The organism is Streptomyces sp. NPDC029159, from assembly GCF_055564055.1.
In genome coordinates this window covers 36,967-56,572 of sequence record NZ_JBVHWT010000002.1, presented here as the reverse complement: position 1 = coordinate 56,572, position 19,606 = coordinate 36,967, and the positions used below count along the sequence as shown (strand labels likewise).

Here is a 19,606-nt window from a genome sequence, read left to right as displayed (position 1 = left end):
GCGGCCCTTCGGCGTGCGTACCTGCGCCGGTCAGGCGGCGGGGACGAACGGCTGGAGCTCGGCGGCGAGTTCCTGGTGGACGCGGGCCTTGAGGACCGTGCCGTCCGCGGTGTGTTCCTCGGAGATGACCTCGCCCTCGGCGTGCGCCCGGGAGATCAGCGCCCCCTGGGTGTAGGGGACCAGCGCCTCGATCTCGACCTCGGGGCGCGGGATCTCCTCGTCGAGCAGCTGCAGCAGCTCGGCCATGCCCTGGCCGGTGCGGGCGGAGACCACGAGGGCGTGCTTCTCCTGGCGCAGCAGCCGCTGGAGGACCAGCGGATCGGCGGCGTCGGCCTTGTTGACGACGACGATCTCGGGGACGTCGCCCGCGCCGACGTCGCGGAAGACCTCACGGACGGCGGCGAGCTGCTCCTCGGGCGCCGGGTGCGAGCCGTCGACGACGTGCAGGATCAGGTCGGAGTCGCCGACCTCCTCCATCGTGGAGCGGAACGCCTCGACGAGGTGGTGCGGCAGGTGCCGGACGAAACCGACGGTGTCGGCGAGGGTGTAGAGCCGCCCGCCGGGGGTCTCGGCGCGCCGGACGGTCGGGTCCAGGGTGGCGAACAGGGCGTTCTCCACCAGGACACCGGCGCCGGTGAGGCGGTTGAGCAGCGAGGACTTACCGGCGTTGGTGTAACCGGCGATGGCGACCGAGGGGATCTTGTTCCGCCGGCGTTCCTGGCGCTTGATGTCCCGGCCGGTCTTCATCTCCGCGAGCTCGCGGCGCATCTTCGCCATCTTCTCGCGGATCCGGCGCCGGTCCGTCTCGATCTTGGTCTCACCGGGACCACGGGTGGCCATACCGCCGCCCGCCGAACCGGAGCCACCGCCACCCATCTGCCGGGAGAGCGACTGACCCCAACCGCGCAGCCGGGGCAGCATGTACTGCATCTGCGCCAGCGAGACCTGCGCCTTGCCCTCCCGGGACTTGGCGTGCTGGGCGAAGATGTCGAGGATCAGCGCGGTGCGGTCGACGACCTTGACCTTGACGACGTCCTCGAGATGGATCAGCTGGCCCGGGGAGAGCTCACCGTCGCAGACCACGGTGTCGGCACCGGATTCGAGGACGATGTCCCGCAGCTCCAGGGCCTTGCCGGAGCCGATGTAGGTGGCCGGATCGGGCTTGTCGCGGCGCTGGATGACGCCGTCGAGCACGAGGGCACCCGCCGTCTCGGCGAGGGCGGCCAGCTCGGCGAGGGAGTTCTCCGCGTCGCTCGCGGTGCCCGAGGTCCAGACGCCGATGAGCACCACACGCTCCAGGCGGAGCTGGCGGTACTCGACCTCGGTGACGTCTTCGAGCTCGGTGGACAGTCCGGCGACGCGGCGCAGGGCGGCGCGCTCCGACCTGTCGTACTGCTCGCCGTCACGTTCCTCGTCGACCGTGTGGCTCCAGGCGACGTCCTCTTCCATCAGGGCGTCGGCCCGGAGGCTCTCGGGGAGGCGCTGGCGGTCCGCAGGAAGAGAAGAGGAGGTCATTTGATCCTTTGTGTCGTCGGGAAGTCCTCGGGAGGCCGGTCGGCCGCGCTGGGACTGTCGGTGGTGACAACGCCCGGACCGCGCCGGAGATTCCCGGCCGCCGGAGTCGACCCGTCGATGGTCGCACGGGCGGTGGGGGCCGTCACGCGAGTTTCCCGGTGTTTCCGGCGATTCCCGGCGGACGGGCGCACACCTGGGCGGTACGGCGGATCCCGGAGCGGCGGCGGGGCCGCCCCGTGCGCCGTGCACGGGGCGGCCCCGGGTGGTCACGTGACGTGCCGGGACTTCCACTGCGGGTGGCCGGGCATCGGCGGGGTCTTCCGGTCGTACAGCCAGGCGTGCAGGAAGCCGGAGAGGTCGCGGCCGGAGATCTCGGAGGCGAGGGCGGTGAAATCGGCGGTGGAGGCGTTGCCGTCGCGGTGCCGGACGACCCAGGCGCGCTCCAGGCGGTCGAAGGCGGCCGGGCCGATCTTCTGGCGGAGCGCGTACAGGACCAGCGCGCTGCCGTCGTAGACGACCGGGCGGAAGATGCTGATCTTCTGCCCGGCGACGGGCCGCTTCGGCCGGGCCAGCGGACCGCCGTCGGCCCGCCAGCCGTCCGACTCGGTGTATGCCTGGCGCATCCGGTCCGCCAGGGCGGCTTTCTTGCGGCCACCGCGCTCCTCGGCGTAGAGCGCCTCGTACCAGGTGGCGTGGGCCTCGTTGAGCCAGAGGTCGGACCAGCGGTGGGGGCTGACGCTGTCGCCGAACCACTGGTGGGCCAGTTCGTGGACCATCACCGACTCGACGTACCAGGAGGGCCTCCGGTCCTCGGTGAAGAGGCCCTTCTCGAAGAGGGAGAGGGTCTGGGTCTCCAGCTCGAAGCCGGTACGGGTGTCGGCGATGAGCAGCCCGTAGAGCGGGAAGGGGAAGCGGCCCACCCGGCGCTCCATCCAGGCGATCTGGGCCGGGGTGCGGGCGAGCCAGGGCTCCATGGCGGCGCGGGCGGCGGCGGGCACCACGTCGCGCACCGGCAGGCCGTGCGGCCCCCGGCGGGTGAGCACGGCGGACTTCCCGAAGGAGACCTGCGCCAGCTCGGTGGCCACGGGGTGAACGGAGCGGAAGGTGCGGGTGGGGCGGGGCCCGTCGTCGCCGCCCGGGACGGGCACGCCGCCGGCGACCGCGGTGACGCCGCGGGGCGCGGTGAGGTGGAAGGTGACGTACGCCTTGTCGGAGGGGTGGTCGTTGCAGGGGAAGACCCGGTGGGCGGCGTCGGCCTGGTTGGCCATGGCGAGGCCGTCGGGGGTGCGGATCCAGCCGCCGTCGGCGGCGCCGCGGGGGTCGCTGGTGTGGCGGACGACGATCCGCAGCGGCGCCCCCGCGGGCACCGGCACGGCGGGGGTGACCACGAGGTCCTCGCCGCGGCGGGCGAAGCGGGCGGGGAGTCCGCCGACGGTGACGGAGGAGACGGTGCCGCGGGCGAAGTCGAGATTGACGTGGTCGAGCGGCGTGGTGGCCCGGGCCATGACGGTGGTGACGGCGGGCAGCGGCCGGTCGTTGTGGCCGCTGTAGCGGAGGGCGATGTCGTACGCGAGGACGTCGTAGCCGGGGTTGCCGAGCTGGGGGAAGAGCCGGTCGCCGATGCCCGCCGGGCCGGGCGCCGGAGGTGCGGCGCCGAGGGCGGCGACGGCGGCCAGGACGAGGGAGGTGGCGCGGCGGCCGCGGCGCGCGGTGCGTCCGCCGCCCCGAGGGCGCGGCAACGGCTCGGAGCGCGCCGTGCGCGGACGGCGCCGGAGGTAGGGGGAAAGCAGCATGGGCCACGGCTACCAGCGCCGCCCGCTCCCCCGGTGGCGGCTCTCCCCTCCGGCACCCGAACGGGCGGCGGACGGCGCGCCGGGGCCCGTATACGCAGGCGTGCGGCGGGGGTGTGTTCGGTGTGCGCGTGGGGCGCGTTCTCAGGCGGATGCGCTCCTGCGCGGCGGGCGGTCAGGGGCGCGGCGCAGGGGCCCGGCGGGGCTTTCCTTCCCGGATGACGTCGTAGACGCCCGGCACCTGGCGCATGGCGCGCAGCAGGGCGGGCAGCGCGGCGGCGTCCGGCAGCCGGAGCGTGTAGGTGTGGCGGACGCGCTGCTCGTAGGGGGGCTCGACGGCGGCGGAGACGACGGCGGCGCCCTGGACGGCGATGGCCTCGGTGAGGTCGGCGAGGAGGTGGGCGCGGCTGAACGCCTCGGCGCGGAGCGTGACCCGGCAGCCGTGGCCGGCCGGTCCGGAGCCGTGCCAGCGCACCCCGACGGGCTCCCGCCCGGTGGCGGCCATCCGGGCCCCCACGGGGCACAGGGCGCGGTGCACGGTGACGTTGCCGCCCCGGACGGCGAAGCCGGTGACCGGATCGGGCGGCGTCGGCGTACAGCAGCCGGCCAGCCGGACGGCGGCACCGGGCGGCCCGTCGACGGTGAACGCCTCGGGGGCAAGGTCGTCGGCCCCGGGGGCGTCCGCCCCGGCCTCGTGCGCCCCCTCACCGTCCGTCTCCGGGGCGGGCGGGGACGGCTCGTGGGCGGCGGAGGGCGCACCCTCCGGGGCCACGGAGGCGGGCGGGGCGCCCTCGGCCGGTGCCTCGCCCGGTGTCTGCCCCGCGCCCGGCTGCCCGCCGCGCTCCGCCAGCCAGCGGCCGATGGCGAGGCGGGCGGCCGGGGTACGGGTGTGGTCGAGCCATTCCGGGGAGGGGCCGGCGGCCGCGTCGGGGCCCAGCAGCAGCTGGAGGCTGTCGCCGTCGTGCAGCACGGTGGAGAGGGTCGCCAGGCGGCCGTTGACCCGGGCGCCGATGCAGCGGTGCGCGTCCTCGCCGTGCAGGGCGTACGCACCGTCCACACAGCTCGACCCGGCGGGCAGCCCGACGGGCCGGGCGCCCGCCGTCCGGCCGCCCGGCGGGACGTCCCCGGGGCAGAAGACGGTGATCTCGCGGTCCTGGGCGAGATCGTCGCGGAGCGAGGACCAGAAGGTCTCCGAGTCGGGGGTGGCGCTCTGCCACTCCAGGAGGCGGGAGAGCCATCCGGGGCGCGTCGGGTCGGCCCGCTCGTCCTCCGCGGGATCCGCACCGGCCGCCGGAGCGTACGGATTGCCCAGCGCGATCACCCCGGCCTCGGCGACGCGGTGCATCTGGTGGGTGCGGATCAACGTTTCCGCGATCTCCCCCGCCTCGCCCGCCACCGCGGTGTGCAGCGACTGGTAGAGGTTGAACTTGGGCGCCGCGATGAAGTCCTTGAACTCCGAGACGACGGGCGTGAAGCAGGTGTGCAGCTCCCCCAGGACCGCGTAGCAGTCGGCGTCCTCGGGCACCAGCACCAGGATCCGTCCCAGGTCCGCGCCGGTCAGCTCGCCGCGGGCCCGCCGCACCCGGTGCACCGAGACCAGGTGGCGGGGCCGCAGCCGGACCTCCGCGTCGATCCCGGCGTCGGTCAGGACCGTCCGCATCCGGGCGGCGAGCGCGGCGAGCGGATCGGGGCGGCCGGCGTGCTCGCGCAGCAGGCGGCGGGTGGCGGCGTACTCCTCCGGGTGCAGGATCGCGAAGACCAGGTCCTCCAGCTCGCTCTTGAGGGCCTGGACGCCGAGGCGTTCGGCGAGCGGGATGAGGACGTCGCGGGTGACCTTGGCGATCCGGACCTGTTTCTCCGGGCGCATCACGCCGAGGGTGCGCATGTTGTGCAGCCGGTCGGCGAGCTTGATGGACATCACGCGGACGTCGTGGCCGGTGGCGACGAGCATCTTGCGGAACGTCTCCGGCTCGGCCGCCGCGCCGTAGTCGACCTTCTCCAGCTTGGTGACGCCGTCGACGAGATAGCGGACCTCGGCGCCGAACTCCGCCCGCACCTGGTCGAGCGTCACCTCGGTGTCCTCGACGGTGTCGTGGAGCAGCGAGGCCGTCAACGTCGTGGTCTCGGCGCCGAGTTCGGCGAGAATCAGGGTCACCGCGAGCGGGTGGGTGATGTAGGGTTCGCCGCTTTTGCGCATCTGGCCGCGGTGCGAGGACTCCGCGAGCGTGTACGCCTTGGCGAGGATCGCGAGATCGGCCTGTGGATGGTGGCCGCGGTGCACCTTGGCGACGTGTTCCAGCGCGTCGGGGAGGCCATCGCGCGGCGCCGGGCCGAGCAGCGCGGCCCGGCCGATACGGCGCAGTCCGCGCAGTGCGGGGCGGGGCAGGCCACGGCGGCTCCGGGCCGTGTCCGGGTTTCCAGGGTTCGTGGCCTCTGCGCTCATGGGCACCTCCGGCAGCGAGTCGACCGGCGGTCAGGCGCCGTCGGTTGAGCGGCCGGGCCGGTGGTTGATGCTACCGAGCCCACCACGCGCCGTTCGCCCGCCCCCTCCCCCCTACGAAACGGATCACCCGTTCGAGCGAACTTCCCGGTGACGGCCGTGTCTTGGGAGGGCGGCGGTGCGGCGACGTCGCGTCAGGCGGTCCCTTCGGCGAGCCACGCGGGGTCGAGGGTCCCCTCGGCGACGATCACGGCGGGCCCGGTCATCTCCACCGTACCGTCGGGCAGTTCGGTGATCTCCAGGGTGCCGCCGAGGACGTCGACGGTGTACGTGACGGGGGTGCCGGTCAGCGCCGGGTCGGTGCCGTCCCGGCGGGCGGTGGCGACGGCGACGGCGCACGCGCCGGTGCCGCAGGAGCGGGTCTCGCCGGAGCCGCGCTCGTGCACCCGCATCGCGACGTGGCGCGGTCCGCGGTCGACGACGAACTCGACGTTGACGCCCTCCGGGTAGACCACGGCGGGCGCGACGCCCGGGGCGTCGAGCAGATTCCCGGCGTGCGCCAGGTCCTCGACGAAGGCGACGGCGTGCGGGTTGCCCATGTTGACGTTCCGGGACGGCCAGGTGCGCTCACCCACGGTGATGTCGGCGCCACCCTCGGGCAGCTCGGCGCGGCCCATGCCGACGGTGACGTCCCCGGTCTTGGCGACGTGCACCCGGCGGATCCCGGCGCGGGTGGCGACGGCGAGGTCACCGGCCTCGGCCAGCCCGGCGTGGAGGAGGTAGCGGGCGAAGACGCGGACGCCGTTGCCGCACATCTCGGCGACCGAGCCGTCGCCGTTGCGGTAGTCCATGAACCACTCGGCCTCGCCGGCCATCGCCCGCGCCTCGGGGTGGGCGGCGGCGCGCACGACGCGCAGCACACCGTCGGCGCCGATCCCGGCGCGCCGGTCGCAGATCCGGGCGACCTCGGCGGCGGTCAGATCGAGGCGGCCCGCCGGGTCCGGAACGATCACGAAGTCGTTCTCGGTGCCGTGGCCCTTGAGGAAGTCGATACGCGCTGCGGTGCTCACCCCTGAATCGTACGGGCCACGGGGGCGGTCCGGCGCGCGGGGCGGACGGGCACGGGGCGCCTACGGTGGCGGCGCACGGGGCGGGCACCGCGGTGGACCGGCCGCCCCGTGGGTTCAGCGCAGGCGGGTGACGCGCCAGATGGCGAGGGCCGCGGGGACGACCACCACGGCGGTGTAGGCGAGTACCACGCGCCAGCTCGCGCGGCGCCCGGAGCCGCGGGCGGGCAGGCCGGGCCAGGTGTGGCCGACACGGCGGGCCGCCATCATGCCCCAGCCCGCGGCGCAGCAGCACAGCAGCAGGCCGAGCATGGCGATGGGCGCGCCGCCGTCACCGCCGAACTCGAAGGCGAGGGGGAAGGCGAACATCAGGGAGCCGACGGCGGCGAGCACCACGACCGGCGCCAGCTGCCACAGCCGCAGCCGCCGCGGCGGGCGCAGCTCCCGGAACGACTCACCGCCCTCGGCGGCCGCCCCCTCGGCGTCGGGCCCGTCGGAGCCGTCCAGCGCGGGGCTGTACGGGGCCTGGAGTCCGGTGCCGTCCGGCTCGGGAAGGGCGTCGGTGTGCCCGTCGCGGTCCCCGGGGACGGCGTACGGGGCGGCGTCGGCGTGCCCCGGGGGCGCGGGGTGCGGGGTCGGGGCGGCACCGTCGCACGGCGCCGTGCCGGTGCCGTGCCGGTCCGGTTGCTGCGCTCCGTTACGAGGGCCGGCCTCCATTGCCACGTGCCCTCCCCACTACAGACTGCACGCTCGATCGACGGTTGATGATGACACGGGCTCAGGGGCCCCGATGACGGGCGGGGCGTCCCGATGCCATGACGTGATCAGGCTGTGACCGGTCGTTCGAGGAGGGCAAGCGCGTGCCGGGGCAGTTCCGCGCGGTCGCCGTCGGCGCCGCTGAGCCAGTGCACCCGGGGGTCGCGGCGGAACCACGCGTCCTGCCGCCGGGCGAACCGCTTCGTGGCCCGTACGGTCTCCTCCCGCGCCTCCGCTTCGGTGCACTCCCCCGCCAGGTGGGCGAGGACCTGCTGGTAGCCGAGGGCGCGGGAGGCGGTGCGGCCCTCGCGCAGGCCGACGGCCTCCAGGGCGCGCACCTCGTCGACGAGTCCGTCCTCCCACATGCGGTCGACGCGGCGGGCGATGCGGTCGTTCAGCTCCGGCCGCTCGACGCCGACGCCGATCTGCAGGGTGTCGTAGACGCCTTCGTGACCGGGGAGGTTGGCGGTGAAGGGGCGCCCGGTGATCTCGATGACCTCCAGGGCGCGCACGATACGGCGGCCGTTGCCCGGCAGGATCGCGCGGGCGGCCTCCGGGTCGGCGGCGGCGAGCCGGGTGTGCAGGACGCCGCTGCCGTGCTCGGCCAGCTCGGCCTCCAGCCGTGCCCGGACCTCCGGATCGGTGCCGGGGAACTCCAGGGCGTCGAGGGCGCCGCGTACGTACAGCCCGGAGCCGCCGACGAGGACGGGCGTGCGGCCCTCGGCGAGCAGCCGGTCGATCTCGGCGCGCGCCAGGCGCTGGTACTCGGCGACGTTGGCGGCGCGGGTGACGTCCCAGATGTCGAGGAGCCGGTGCGGCACGCCCTGCCGCTCCTCCTCGGTGAGCTTGGCGGTACCGATGTCCATACCGCGGTAGAGCTGCATGGAGTCGGCGTTGATCACCTCGCCGCCCAGGTGCGCGGCGAGCGCGACCCCCAGATCGGACTTCCCGGCCGCGGTGGGCCCGACAACGGCGATGACCCGCGGAGCGGGGACTGCGGTGTTCACGCGCCCAGTCTCCCAAACCTCGCGGTGGGCGGGGTGCCGGGGCGGGTGCACGGGGCGGCGCCACGCCCCGCCCTACCCCCACGAAGCCACGAAATACCCCACCCCGTACGGCGCCTCGTCATAGCGCAGCGTCGCCTGGAGGGGGTCGCTCGCGCGGGCGGCGCCGGTGAGGAGTTGCCAGGGGGCGCGGCCGGTCGACTTGAGGGTGGTGGCCTTCTCGGGGGTGAGGGCGGCGAGGGTGTCGGTGTCGGCGGTGGCCAGGGCGCGGGCGAGGGTGGCGTCGTAGTCCGCGGCGTGTTCGTCGTAGTAGCCGGGGGCCTTGAGCGTGCGACAGGCGCTGCCGTCGCCCATCACCAGGAGCGCCACCCGGGGGGCCGAGGCGGCGAGCTCACGGCCCGTCTCCAGGCAGTCCTCGGGGGCGAGCGTCCCGTCCACGCCCAGGCCCGTCACGGGGGCGTCGACGGGGGTGGCGTGGGCGAGCAGCCAGGCGCCGACGGACAGGGAGGGCGGCAGCGGGCGCTCGGGCAGGCGGGGCGCGGTGCCCAGGGCGACCTCGCGGTCCACGCCGAAGCCCCGGAAGGAGCCGGTGGCGCCCTGCGGGTACGGCCCCTGTCCGGCCCCGTCCGTGGGGCCGACGACGACCAGCCGGTCGGGGCGGGCCGCGGCGAGGGCGTCGACGGCCTCCCGGCAGGCGGCGCGGAGCGGGTCCAGTTCGGCCGCGGCACCGGCGGCGACCTCGGGGACGAGCAGGGGCGGGCACGGGCACAGGGCGGCGGCTACGAGCATGCCGAGCAGCGTAGCCCGCGGCCGGCGGACGGCGGACCGGTGGACGGCGGAGGGGCGAGGGGCGGAGTGGTGGTGCGGCGCCGCCCGCTCCGGCCCGGGCCCTGCATGCAGCCGCCCGCTCTGGTCCGGGGCCCCGCGGACAGCCGCCTGCCCCGGTGCGCCCCGCACCCGCCAGGGCCCCGGCCCCCGCCGGACACAGCAGGACGGGCCGCCCCACGGCAGCCCGTCCCGAACGCTCCGGGTCCGCCCCGGAGCGGCTCGCACACGGTGCGGGCGCTCCCGGGCCGGCCCGTCAGTCGCAGCCGCAGCCGCCCGTCGGGGCGGGGGCGGCGGCCGGGGCGCCGATGGAGGGGAGGCCCAGCATGACGCCGGCGGGCTTGGCGGCGGGGGCGGCGTTGCGGCGTTCCCAGGCGTCGCCCGCGGCAGTGCGGCGTACCGCGGAGACGGGGCCCTCGGCCAGGAGGTGGTGCGGGGCGGCGTAGGTGATGTCGACGGTCACCATGTCGCCGGGGCGGACCGGCTCCTCGGGGCGGGTGAAGTGGACGAGGCGGTTGTCGGGGGCGCGGCCGGAGAGGCGGCGGGTGGCGTCGTCCTTGCGGCCCTCGCCCTCCGCGACCATGACCTCCAGGGTGCGGCCGACCTGCTTCTTGTTCTCCTCCCAGGAGATCTCCTCCTGGAGGGCGACGAGACGCTCGTACCGCTCCTGGACGACCTCCTTGGGGATCTGGTCGTCCATCTCGGCCGCGGGGGTGCCGGGGCGCTTGGAGTACTGGAAGGTGAACGCCTGGGCGAAGCGGGACTCGCGGACCGTGTGCAGGGTCTGCTCGAAGTCCTCCTCGGTCTCCCCGGGGAAGCCGACGATGATGTCGGTGGAGAGCGCGGCGTCCGGCATGGCGGCGCGGACCTTCTCGATGATGCCGAGGAAGCGCTCCTGGCGGTATGAGCGGCGCATCGCCTTCAGGACGCGGTCGGAGCCGGACTGGAGCGGCATGTGCAGCTGCGGCATGACGTTCGGGGTCTCGGCCATGGCGGCGATGACGTCGTCGGTGAAGTCGCGCGGGTGCGGGGAGGTGAAGCGGACCCGCTCCAGGCCCTCGATCTTCCCGCAGGCGCGCAGCAGCTTGCTGAACGCCTCGCGGTCGCCGATGTCGGAACCGTAGGCGTTGACGTTCTGGCCGAGCAGGGTGATCTCGGAGACGCCCTCGGAGACCAGCGCCTCGATCTCGGCGAGGATGTCGCCGGGGCGGCGGTCCTTCTCCTTGCCGCGCAGCGCCGGGACGATGCAGAAGGTGCAGGTGTTGTTGCAGCCGACGGAGATGGAGACCCACGCGGCGTACGCGCTCTCGCGGCGGGTCGGCAGCGTCGAGGGGAACGCCTCCAGGGACTCGGCGATCTCGACCTGCGCCTCCTCCTGGACGCGGGCGCGCTCCAGGAGGACCGGCAGCTTGCCGATGTTGTGCGTGCCGAAGACCACGTCGACCCAGGGGGCCTTCTTGACGATGGTGTCGCGGTCCTTCTGGGCGAGGCAGCCGCCGACGGCGATCTGCATACCGGGGCGGGCCGCCTTCTTCGGGGCGAGCTGGCCGAGGTTGCCGTAGAGGCGGTTGTCGGCGTTCTCCCGGACCGCGCAGGTGTTGAAGACGACGACGTCGGCGCCGTCGGCGTCCTTGGGGGCGCGGACGTATCCGGCGTCCTCCAGCAGGCCCGAGAGCCGTTCGGAGTCGTGGACGTTCATCTGGCACCCGTAGGTGCGGATCTCGTAGCTTCGCTCAACGCCCACGTCATTACTCCGGTCACTGCTGCTGGTCACCCCACAAGGGTAAGGGGGTGCGGGCGGCGGCTCTCCCACGGTGACGGGGCGGGCCCCGTGCGGGTGCGCGGGGCGCCCCGGCGACATGCGCGGCGGCCCCCGCCCGGAGGAGGGCGGGGGCCGCTGCGCACGGGGGCGTCAGCTCTCGTCGAGGCCCCAGTAGGGCGAGGGCGTCGAGCCGCTGAAGATGTCGCCGAAGCGGGCGGGGTGCGCGGGGGCGCCGACGTCGGCGGGGGCGAAGGAGGTCACGCCGCCGTGGGCCGGGTCGCCGGACGGGATGGACCAGACGGCGCCGTGCCGGTCGTTCTCGCCGGGTGCGGAGGCCGCCAGATCGGCGTGGCCGTCGCCGTTGGTGTCCAGCAGCCGCAGGCCGGCGCCGAACAGGTCGCCCGCCTCGGCGGTGCCCGGCACGCCGGGGCTGTCCTGGCTGTAGGCGAGGGCACCGGTGCCGGTCAGGCCCTTGTCGGAGCCCTTGAGCAGCACCACCGAACCGGCCTGCTTCTTGGTGCCGACGGCCTCGCCGGGCACGCCGACGGCCAGCTCGTCGCGGCCGTCACCGTCGGTGTCACCGGCGGTCAGGGACGCGCCGAACACGTCACCCTCCTCGTCGGCCCCGGGCACGCCGGGCGTGGCCTGGGTGAAGGTGTCGGTGCGGCTGCCGAGGCCGGAGGCGGTACCGTAGCGGACCTTGACGGTGCCGGAGTCGGTCCAGGGGCCCTCGATGATGCCGTCCGGCGCCTCGCGCCAGGCGAGGTCCGCGCGGCCGTCGCCGTTGAAGTCGCCCACGGTGGCGGGGAGCGCCTCCGGTCCCTTGTCGGACTGCTTGGTCAGCCCCTTGGGACCGCCCTGGAAGAGGGCGCCGGGCCGGGAGGACTCCTCCATGGAGCGGGCGACGAAGAGATCGTCGGCGCCGTCGCCGTTGAAGTCGCCCGCGGTCAGCGACAGCACCTCGGAGTCGCCGTCGGCCACCGACACGGTCTGCGCCTGCGCCGGTTTGCCGTCCCGGGTGAACGGGCCCTGGAGCAGCTTGGCCTTCTTCTCCTCCATGTACGCGGTGGTGAAGAGGTCCTGGTGGCCGTCGCCGTTGAAGTCGCCGGCCACGATGTTCCGGGCGTGGTCCAGCGTGACGGCACCCTCGCCGCTCAGGCCCTTGCCCTTGGTGCCCCACAGGGCGAGCAGGGTGTCCTCCTCCGGCCCGGCCACGACGACGGCGAGGTCGGTGATGCCGTCGCCGTCCAGGTCGCGGGCGACGAGCGAGTCGCCGAACACGCCCTCGACGGGCGGCATGCCGGGCGTCTTGGCGTCGATGACGGTACGGGTCGCCGGGTCCAGCCCGTGCGCGGAGCCGTAGACCACGGCGATGTACCCGGGGTTGCCCGTCGTCCCGGGGGCGCTGACGACGAGGTCGTTGTAGCCGTCGCCGTTGAAGTCCTCCTTCAGCACGGTCTTCTTGGCGGCTGCCCGGGGGGTGCTGCCGGGATCGCTGCCGCCGGACGTGACGGCGCCCGCGGTGACGGCGAGCGCCCCCACGACGACGGCTCCCACGCCTGCGGCTATCGCTCCCCTGGTGCGCTTGCGCACTCGGCCTCCTGGAGATCGGTGATTCGCGTAGTCCCTACGCCTGCCTTCGTACGGTGTCCGGACCCGCCGGACGCCGCCCCCGTCCCCCTTCGAGGGGATGCCGTTCCGCGCCCCGTGTGGGTCGGTGGTGCACCCGGGAGCGGCGGAAGGTCACCTACGGGGACTCCGGGAGGGCCCCCGCCGGTTGCACTCCCGTTGCCTTGTGATTGCTCTGTGATTGCCTTGTGATTGCCCTTTGTCCGCAAGGGCGTTGGGGAACGGGGCGCACCACGCGGTCCGGCCGGCGGGCCGCGGGTTGTCCACACCCCTCCCCCTTCCGGACCCGTACTGGCAGGATTCCGGTCATGTTTCCGGCGATCCCGTCGCTCTCCGCGCTCCCCCGCCGCCTGGCCGGGGCGCTGCGCCGCCCGCTGCCCGCCGTGGTCTGCGCCGCGGCGGCGCTCGCGCTGCTCGCCTGGTGGCTGCTGCCCCTGGGCGGCGCCCCGTCCCCCCGGGGCACCGTCACGCTGGCGACGGGCGTGCCCACCGGTGTGTACGCGCGCTACGGCGAGCTGCTGAGGCAGGACCTGGCGCACGACGCGCCGCAGCTGGAGGTCCGGCTGACGCGCAGCGAGGGGTCGATCGACAATCTGCGGCAACTCACCTCCGGGCGCGCGGGGTTCACCATCGCGACGGCCGATGCGGTCGCCGCGTACCGGGAGCGCGGCGAGCGGGGCGCGCGCTCGCTGCGGGCCTGCGCGCGGCTCTACGACGACTACATGCAGCTGGTGGTGCCGGAGGGGTCGCCGGTGCGCTCGGCGAAGGATCTGCGCGGGCTGCGGGTGGGGGTGGGCGCCGACGGTTCGGGCGTCCAGCTGATCACCCGGCGGCTGATGGCGGCGGCGGGGCTGGACTTCGGCCGCGACATCCACCCGGTGCGGGTCGGCATCGACACCATGCCGACGCTGCTGCGCCACGGGAAGCTGGACGCGTTCTTCTGGTCGGGCGGGCTGCCGACCGCCGCCGTGCAGCATCTGGAGGACCGGTTCCCGGTGCGGCTGGTGCAACTCGGCGATCTGGCGGGCGCGTTGCACCGCCAGGGCGGGCAGTCCCGCTACTACCGGGAGGCCGTGATGCCGGCCGACGCCTATCCGCGGGCCCAGCACGGGCAGGGCGTGAAGACCATCGCGGTGGCCAATCTGCTGGTCACCACCGACCGGGAGGACGCGGCGCTGACCGAGGCGATGACCCGCACGGTGATACGGAGCCGGGACGCGATCGGCGGGGAGGTGCACGCCGCGCAGAAGGTGGACCTGCGGACCGCGGTCTTCACCGATCCGCTGGCGCTGCACCGGGGCGCTCGCCGCTACTACGTGTCCGAGAAGCCCTGACAGCGGTGCGGCCCGGCCCCGGCTCCGAGGAGACCGGGGGCCGGGCCGCACATCGGCTCAGGCTGCGGGCGTGCCGCCGGGGCGGCGGCCCGACCGGCTGCGGCGCGGCCGGCGGCGGGCGCCCGTCGCGCCGCCGCCCGCACCGCCGCCTGCGGGGGTGCGCCGTCCGCCGCCGCCCGCGGGGCGCCGCCGGGCGGGCTGCTGCGGGGCGGGCGCGGCGAGCTGGACCGGATCGCCCGAGGGGGTGCGTGCGCCGGTGATCCGTATCAGCTCGGTGTCGCCGGGGCGGACCGTGGCGGTGCCCGGGTCGATCTTGGCCTGGCGCATCAGCCGGGTCATGTCGCGGCGCTGGCCCGGGGTGACGAGCGTGACGACGGTGCCGGACTCCCCGGCCCGTGCGGTACGGCCGCCGCGGTGCAGGTAGTCCTTGGCCTCGGTGGGCGGGTCGACGTTGACGACGAGGTCGAGGCCGTCGATGTGGATACCGCGGGCCGCGACGTTGGTGGCGATCAGCGCCGTGGCGTGGCCGGTGCGGAACTGCTCCAGGGTGCGGTTGCGCTGCGGCTGCGACTTGCCGCCGTGCAGCGCGGCGGCGCGGACGCCCTGGGCGAGCAGATGCTTGGTGAGCCGGTCGGCGCCGCGCTTGGTGTCCACGAACATGATCACGCGGCCCTCGCGGGCGGCGATCTCGGTGGTGGTGGCGCGCTTGTCGGTGTCGGCGACGTAGAGGACGTGGTGGTCCATGGTCGTGACGGTGGCGGCCGACGGGTCCACGGAGTGGGTGACCGGGTCGGTGAGGAAGCGACGGACCAGTTTGTCGACATTGCGGTCGAGCGTCGCGGAGAACAGCATCCGCTGACCGGTCGGGTCGACCTTCTCCATGAGCCGGGTGACCTGCGGCAGGAAGCCCATGTCGGTCATCTGGTCGGCCTCGTCGAGGACGGTGACGGCGACCTGGTCGAGGGCGCAGGCACCGCGGTCGAGGAGGTCGGCGAGGCGTCCGGGGGTGGCGACCAGCACCTCGGCGCCGCGGCGCAGCGCGTCGGTCTGCCGGTTGATCGAGGTCCCGCCGACGACGGTGGTGGTCCGCAGCCCGACCGCCTTGGCGTACGGGCCGAGCGCATCGGCGACCTGCCCGGCGAGTTCGCGGGTGGGAACGAGCACCAGCGCCAGCGGCCGCCTGCTCTCGGCGCGGCGGCCGGCGGTGCGGCTGAGCAGCGCGAGGCCGAAGGCGAGGGTCTTGCCCGAGCCGGTGCGGCCCCGGCCGAGGACGTCACGCCCGGCGAGCGTCGCGGGCAGCGTCGCCGCCTGGATGGGGAACGGCTCGGTGACGCCCTGCGCACCCAGCGCGGTCAGCAGCTCCGGGGCCAGCGGCAGCTCCTCGAAGGAGGCCACCGGGGCGGGGGCGGGCGTGCGGGGGGACGGCGTACGGGGTGCGGCGCTGCGTCGCGGTGCGGTCGCTCGTGTCACTGAAGGCCCTTCGGTTGGGTGAGGCGTGGTCGTGTCGACCGCGCACTCCCCCGTGGGACGGCACTCGGGACACGAGGCGTACGGGTGCGCGGTGGGGCGGGGCCGGGGCGGTCGCGGCATCCGCACCGTCCACCGGAGAGGCGGCGGAGGGGGCGGGGCGCGCCCGGTGCCCCGCGGAGACGGGACGGGGCCCGCACCGGCTGGCCGGTGCGGGCCCCGTCCGCGAGACGCGTGGGCGTCAGGCGGGGATGATGTTCTCCGCCTGCGGGCCCTTCGGGCCCTGGGTCACGTCGAAGGAAACCTTCTGACCCTCGAGGAGCTCACGGAAGCCCTGGGCCTGGATGTTCGAGTAGTGGGCGAAGACGTCGGGGCCGCCGCCGTCCTGCTCGATGAAGCCGAAGCCCTTTTCCGAGTTGAACCACTTCACGGTGCCGGAAGCCATAATTTTCTCCTTCATGGGGCACGGAGTCCGCACTGCGCGGGCTCCCTGTCGCCGAGATGAGTGCCCGACACCGGAGGATTCCGGTAAAACACGGAACGCCCGGGGCTACAAGCCTCCGGGCGCACACGACGTTCATGGGTACCACAACTGCAACGCTGTTCACAGTAGCACAGCCCCGGCGCCCCGTGCGGTGAGCGCGGCCGCGCCCCGTGGCGCCGTGACCGTCATCCGCCGTGCGGGGCGTCCCGCGGCACCGTCACCCGTACCTGGAGGCCGTGCGGTACATGCGTGGCGAAGCGCAGCGTGGCGCCGCCCGCGGCGAGCAGGGCGCGGCTGATGGAGAGGCCCAGGCCCGAGCCGGAGACGTTCTGGTGGCGGCCGCTGCGCCAGAAGCGGTCGCCGATCCGGGCCAGCTCGTCGTCGGTGAGGCCGGGCCCGCTGTCGGCGACGGTGATCCGTACGCCGTGGCCGCGCGGGGTGACGGAGACGGTGACGGGCCCGCCGGGCGGGGTGAATTTCAGGGCGTTGTCGACGATCGCGTCGAGGGCGCTGGAGAGGGCGACGGGGTCGGCCCAGCCGGTGACGGCGGCGTGCCCCTCGTAGGTGAGGTGCACGCCCTTGTCGTCGGCGAGCGGGCGCCAGGAGTCGACCCGCTCGGCGGCGAGCGCGGCGATGTCGGTGAGCTGGAGGTCGGCCGCGGCGTGCTCGGCGAGCGCGAGGCCGAGGAGGTCGTCCAGGACGCGGGCGAGCCGCTTGCCCTCGGTGCGTACGGAGGCGATCTCGGCGTTGCCCTCGGGGAGTTCCAGGGCGAGCAGTTCGATGCGGAGCAGCAGTGCGGAGAGCGGGTTGCGCAGCTGGTGGGAGGCGTCCGCGACGAAGGCGCGCTGCTGTTCCAGGACGTCCTCGACATGGTCGGCCATCTCGTTGAACGAACGGGCCAGCCGCCGCAGTTCGGGCGGCCCGGCGGTGGCGGCGACCCGGGACTTCATCCGGCCGGTGGCGATGTCGTGGCTGGCCGCGTCGAGGACCCGCACCGGCCGCAGCACCCAGCCGGTGAGGCGGAACGCGGCGGCGACGGCGGCGAGCATCGCCGCGCACTCCCCCGCGGCGATCAGCAGCCAGCCGCGCAGGATGCGGTGGCGCAGCTGCCCGGTGGGCGAGTCGGTGACGACGACCGCGACCACGTCACCGTCGCGGATGACGGGCGAGGCGACCGGGATCCGGCCGGTGTCGTCCCACGGCCAGATCTGGTCGGGGTCGTGGCTGCGGTATCCGGCCAGCGCCTCCTTGAACGCCTGGGCGCCCTTGCCGTCCCGCGCCACCGGCCAGCCGCCCGGGGCGACGGCCATCGGGGTGCGGTCGCGGTGGAAGACGCCGGCCCGGATGCCGTAGAGGTCGTGGTAGCGGGCGAGTTCGGCGGCGAGGGTGGCGCGGCGTTCGTCCTCGTCGCCGGGGGCCTTGGCGGCGGAGCGGTCGGTGACGAACTGCGCGAGGGAGGCGAACCGCGCCGCGTCGTCGATGCGGTCGATGACCACTTTCTGCTGCTCGACACCGGCGGTGATCACCGCGAGCGGCACACCGAGGGCGAGCAGCACCCCGGCGAGCAGGACGATGAGGAGCGGAAGGAGTCGGGTACGCACGGACCGGCGGGCCTCAGCCGGCCGGGGCGGCGGGCGGGCGCACCGGGGCGGCGGGGGCGACCAGGCGGTAGCCGACGCCGCGGACCGTCTCGATGAGCGCGGGCATCCGCAGCTTGGCGCGGAGCGAGGCGATGTGCACCTCCAGGGTCCGGCCGGTCCCCTCCCAGCTGGTGCGCCACACCTCGCTGATGATCTGCTCCCGCCGGAACACCACCCCGGGGCGCTGGGCGAGCAGGGCGAGGAGGTCGAACTCCTTACGGGTCAGCGGGATGGCGGTGCCGTCCACCGAGACCTGGCGGGTGGGCAGTTCGACGGTGACGGCGCCCAGCCGCAGCGCGTGATCGGGGCCGCTCTCCTCGGCGCGCGGCTCGGCGGGGCCGGGCGTGCCGCGGCGGCTGACGGCGTGGATCCGGGCGAGGAGTTCGCCGGTGTCGTAGGGCTTGACCACGTAGTCGTCGGCGCCGAGGTTGAGGCCGTGGATGCGGGAGCGGACGTCGGCGCGCGCGGTGACCATGATGACGGGCACGGCGCGGATCCGGCGGATGCGGCCGCAGACCTCGAAGCCGTCCTGGTCGGGCAGGCCGAGGTCGAGCAGGACGACCGCGAACGGTTCGTCGTGGTCGGGCAGGAGCGCCTGGAGGGCCTCCTCGCCGCTGCGGGCGTGCACGACGGCGAAGCCGTGCCGTCCGAGCACCGCGGACAGGGCCGCGGCGACATGGTCGTCGTCCTCGACGAGCAGCAGTCTCATCGGCCCGGCCTCCTCCTCGGTGACGGTGTGCGCTGACGGTGTACGGGAACCACAGGGCATCTACGGCGATGAACGGTGTGCACGTCAAGGGGCGGCCATGCCCCGGACGCCATCCGTTACGCAGCCGGTACGCCCGGGGACACCGGGGCGGCTCCGGAGTGTGGCAGAGGGGTGCGGAAGAGCGGTCGGCGCACCGTACGGGCGCGCCGCGCACCGGCGTCCCCGAACCGGGGCGGCGGGTTCCGGCCGTCGCGGCCGGATTGTGATCCTCAAGTTCCGCTCAGATGTAATGACGCAGGTCGCAGGCCGTCCTACTGTCCAGGCAACCGAGGAGGACGGAGCTACACGCCGATGAGCGAAGTATCGGGGACCGGGAGCACCGAGGCCCCCGCACCGGCCGGGGACCAGTTGGTCGTGCTGGACAACGTCAACAAGCACTTCGGCGCGTTGCACGTGCTCCAGGACATCGACCTGACGATCCACCGTGGTGAGGTCGTCGTGGTGATCGGGCCCTCCGGGTCCGGCAAGTCGACGCTGTGCCGCACGATCAACCGTCTGGAGACGATCGACACCGGCGCCATCAGCATCGACGGCAAGCCGCTGCCGCAGGAGGGCCGGGAACTGGCCAGACTCCGTGCCGATGTCGGCATGGTCTTCCAGTCCTTCAACCTCTTCGCGCACAAGACGGTGCTGGAGAACGTGGTCCTGGGACAGACCAAGGTCCGCCGCACGGACAAGGCGGCCGCCGAGAAGAAGGCGCGCGCCCTGCTGGACCGGGTGGGCGTGGGCACCCAGGCGGACAAGTACCCCGCACAGCTGTCGGGCGGTCAGCAGCAGCGGGTGGCCATCGCCCGCGCGCTGGCCATGGATCCCAAGGTGATGCTGTTCGACGAGCCGACGTCGGCGCTGGACCCGGAGATGATCAACGAGGTGCTGGAGGTCATGCAGCAGCTCGCCCGGGACGGGATGACGATGGTCGTCGTCACCCACGAGATGGGCTTCGCCCGCTCCGCCGCCAACCGCGTGGTGTTCATGGCCGACGGCCGGATCATCGAGGAAGCGGAGCCGAACCAGTTCTTCAACAATCCGCGCAGCGACCGCGCGAAGGACTTCCTTTCGAAGATCCTCCACCACTGAGCCCGCGGTCGGGCCACGATGACCGTCAACACCTGTTGCAGACAAAG

General features: G+C 74.3%; 15 protein-coding genes. 2 read left to right on the top strand and 13 right to left on the bottom strand.

From position 1 onward, the window contains the following. Positions 1-30 precede the first annotated feature (30 nt). The 9 genes from hflX to ACZ4U4_RS04570 form a co-directional block, all read right to left on the bottom strand. A complete protein-coding gene (gene hflX / locus ACZ4U4_RS04610; protein ID WP_467868983.1) occupies positions 31-1,515 on the bottom strand; it encodes a GTPase HflX in 1,485 nt (494 codons plus the stop codon). A gap of 266 nt (positions 1,516-1,781) precedes the next feature. After that, a complete protein-coding gene (locus tag ACZ4U4_RS04605; protein ID WP_467868982.1) occupies positions 1,782-3,308 on the bottom strand; it encodes a M1 family metallopeptidase in 1,527 nt (508 codons plus the stop codon). A 172-nt stretch (positions 3,309-3,480) separates the two neighbouring features. After that, positions 3,481-5,748, bottom strand: a complete 2,268-nt coding sequence (locus ACZ4U4_RS04600; protein WP_467868981.1) for a RelA/SpoT family protein — start codon at positions 5,746-5,748, stop codon at positions 3,481-3,483. Between the two features lie 191 nt (positions 5,749-5,939). Then, entirely contained in the window at positions 5,940-6,815 is an 876-nt protein-coding gene (gene dapF / locus ACZ4U4_RS04595; RefSeq protein WP_467868980.1) for a diaminopimelate epimerase, read from the bottom strand. Between the two features lie 114 nt (positions 6,816-6,929). After that, positions 6,930-7,529, bottom strand: coding sequence for a hypothetical protein (locus ACZ4U4_RS04590; protein WP_467869755.1), 600 nt, complete (start codon positions 7,527-7,529; stop codon positions 6,930-6,932). Positions 7,530-7,636: 107 nt separating this feature from the next. Continuing rightward, complete coding sequence (gene miaA, locus ACZ4U4_RS04585) at positions 7,637-8,575, bottom strand: tRNA (adenosine(37)-N6)-dimethylallyltransferase MiaA (protein ID WP_467868979.1); 939 nt, start codon at positions 8,573-8,575, stop codon at positions 7,637-7,639. Positions 8,576-8,647: 72 nt separating this feature from the next. After that, positions 8,648-9,361, bottom strand: coding sequence for a class III extradiol dioxygenase subunit B-like domain-containing protein (locus ACZ4U4_RS04580; protein WP_467868978.1), 714 nt, complete (start codon positions 9,359-9,361; stop codon positions 8,648-8,650). Positions 9,362-9,653: 292 nt separating this feature from the next. Then, a complete protein-coding gene (gene miaB, locus ACZ4U4_RS04575) occupies positions 9,654-11,171 on the bottom strand; it encodes a tRNA (N6-isopentenyl adenosine(37)-C2)-methylthiotransferase MiaB (RefSeq protein ID WP_467868977.1) in 1,518 nt (505 codons plus the stop codon). Between the two features lie 138 nt (positions 11,172-11,309). Beyond that, complete coding sequence (locus tag ACZ4U4_RS04570; protein WP_467868976.1) at positions 11,310-12,752, bottom strand: FG-GAP-like repeat-containing protein; 1,443 nt, start codon at positions 12,750-12,752, stop codon at positions 11,310-11,312. Between the two features lie 344 nt (positions 12,753-13,096). Here ACZ4U4_RS04570 and ACZ4U4_RS04565 point away from each other — a divergent pair, with 344 nt between their 5' ends. Further along, complete coding sequence (locus ACZ4U4_RS04565; protein ID WP_467868975.1) at positions 13,097-14,122, top strand: TAXI family TRAP transporter solute-binding subunit; 1,026 nt, start codon at positions 13,097-13,099, stop codon at positions 14,120-14,122. A 57-nt stretch (positions 14,123-14,179) separates the two neighbouring features. On the opposite strand, the gene ACZ4U4_RS04560 is transcribed toward ACZ4U4_RS04565, so the two are convergent. The 4 genes from ACZ4U4_RS04560 to ACZ4U4_RS04545 all read right to left on the bottom strand — a co-directional run bounded on the left by ACZ4U4_RS04560 (position 14,180) and on the right by ACZ4U4_RS04545 (position 18,422). Then, positions 14,180-15,712 carry a DEAD/DEAH box helicase gene (locus ACZ4U4_RS04560; RefSeq protein WP_467868974.1) on the bottom strand — a complete coding sequence of 511 codons (1,533 nt, stop codon included), beginning with the start codon at positions 15,710-15,712 and terminating at the stop codon, positions 14,180-14,182. Between the two features lie 118 nt (positions 15,713-15,830). Further along, the gene (locus ACZ4U4_RS04555; RefSeq protein ID WP_030288153.1) at positions 15,831-16,034 is read right to left on the bottom strand and encodes a cold-shock protein; all 204 of its coding nucleotides are present in this window, start codon (positions 16,032-16,034) and stop codon (positions 15,831-15,833) included. A gap of 224 nt (positions 16,035-16,258) precedes the next feature. Then, positions 16,259-17,674, bottom strand: coding sequence for a sensor histidine kinase (locus tag ACZ4U4_RS04550; protein WP_467868973.1), 1,416 nt, complete (start codon positions 17,672-17,674; stop codon positions 16,259-16,261). 13 nt (positions 17,675-17,687) lie between these two features. Then, on the bottom strand, positions 17,688-18,422 hold the full coding sequence (locus ACZ4U4_RS04545) for a response regulator transcription factor (protein ID WP_467868972.1): 735 nt from the start codon (positions 18,420-18,422) through the stop codon (positions 17,688-17,690). A 351-nt stretch (positions 18,423-18,773) separates the two neighbouring features. Between ACZ4U4_RS04545 and ACZ4U4_RS04540 the strand changes: the two genes are divergently transcribed. Beyond that, positions 18,774-19,559, top strand: a complete 786-nt coding sequence (locus tag ACZ4U4_RS04540; protein ID WP_467868971.1) for an amino acid ABC transporter ATP-binding protein — start codon at positions 18,774-18,776, stop codon at positions 19,557-19,559. Positions 19,560-19,606: the final 47 nt, after the last annotated feature.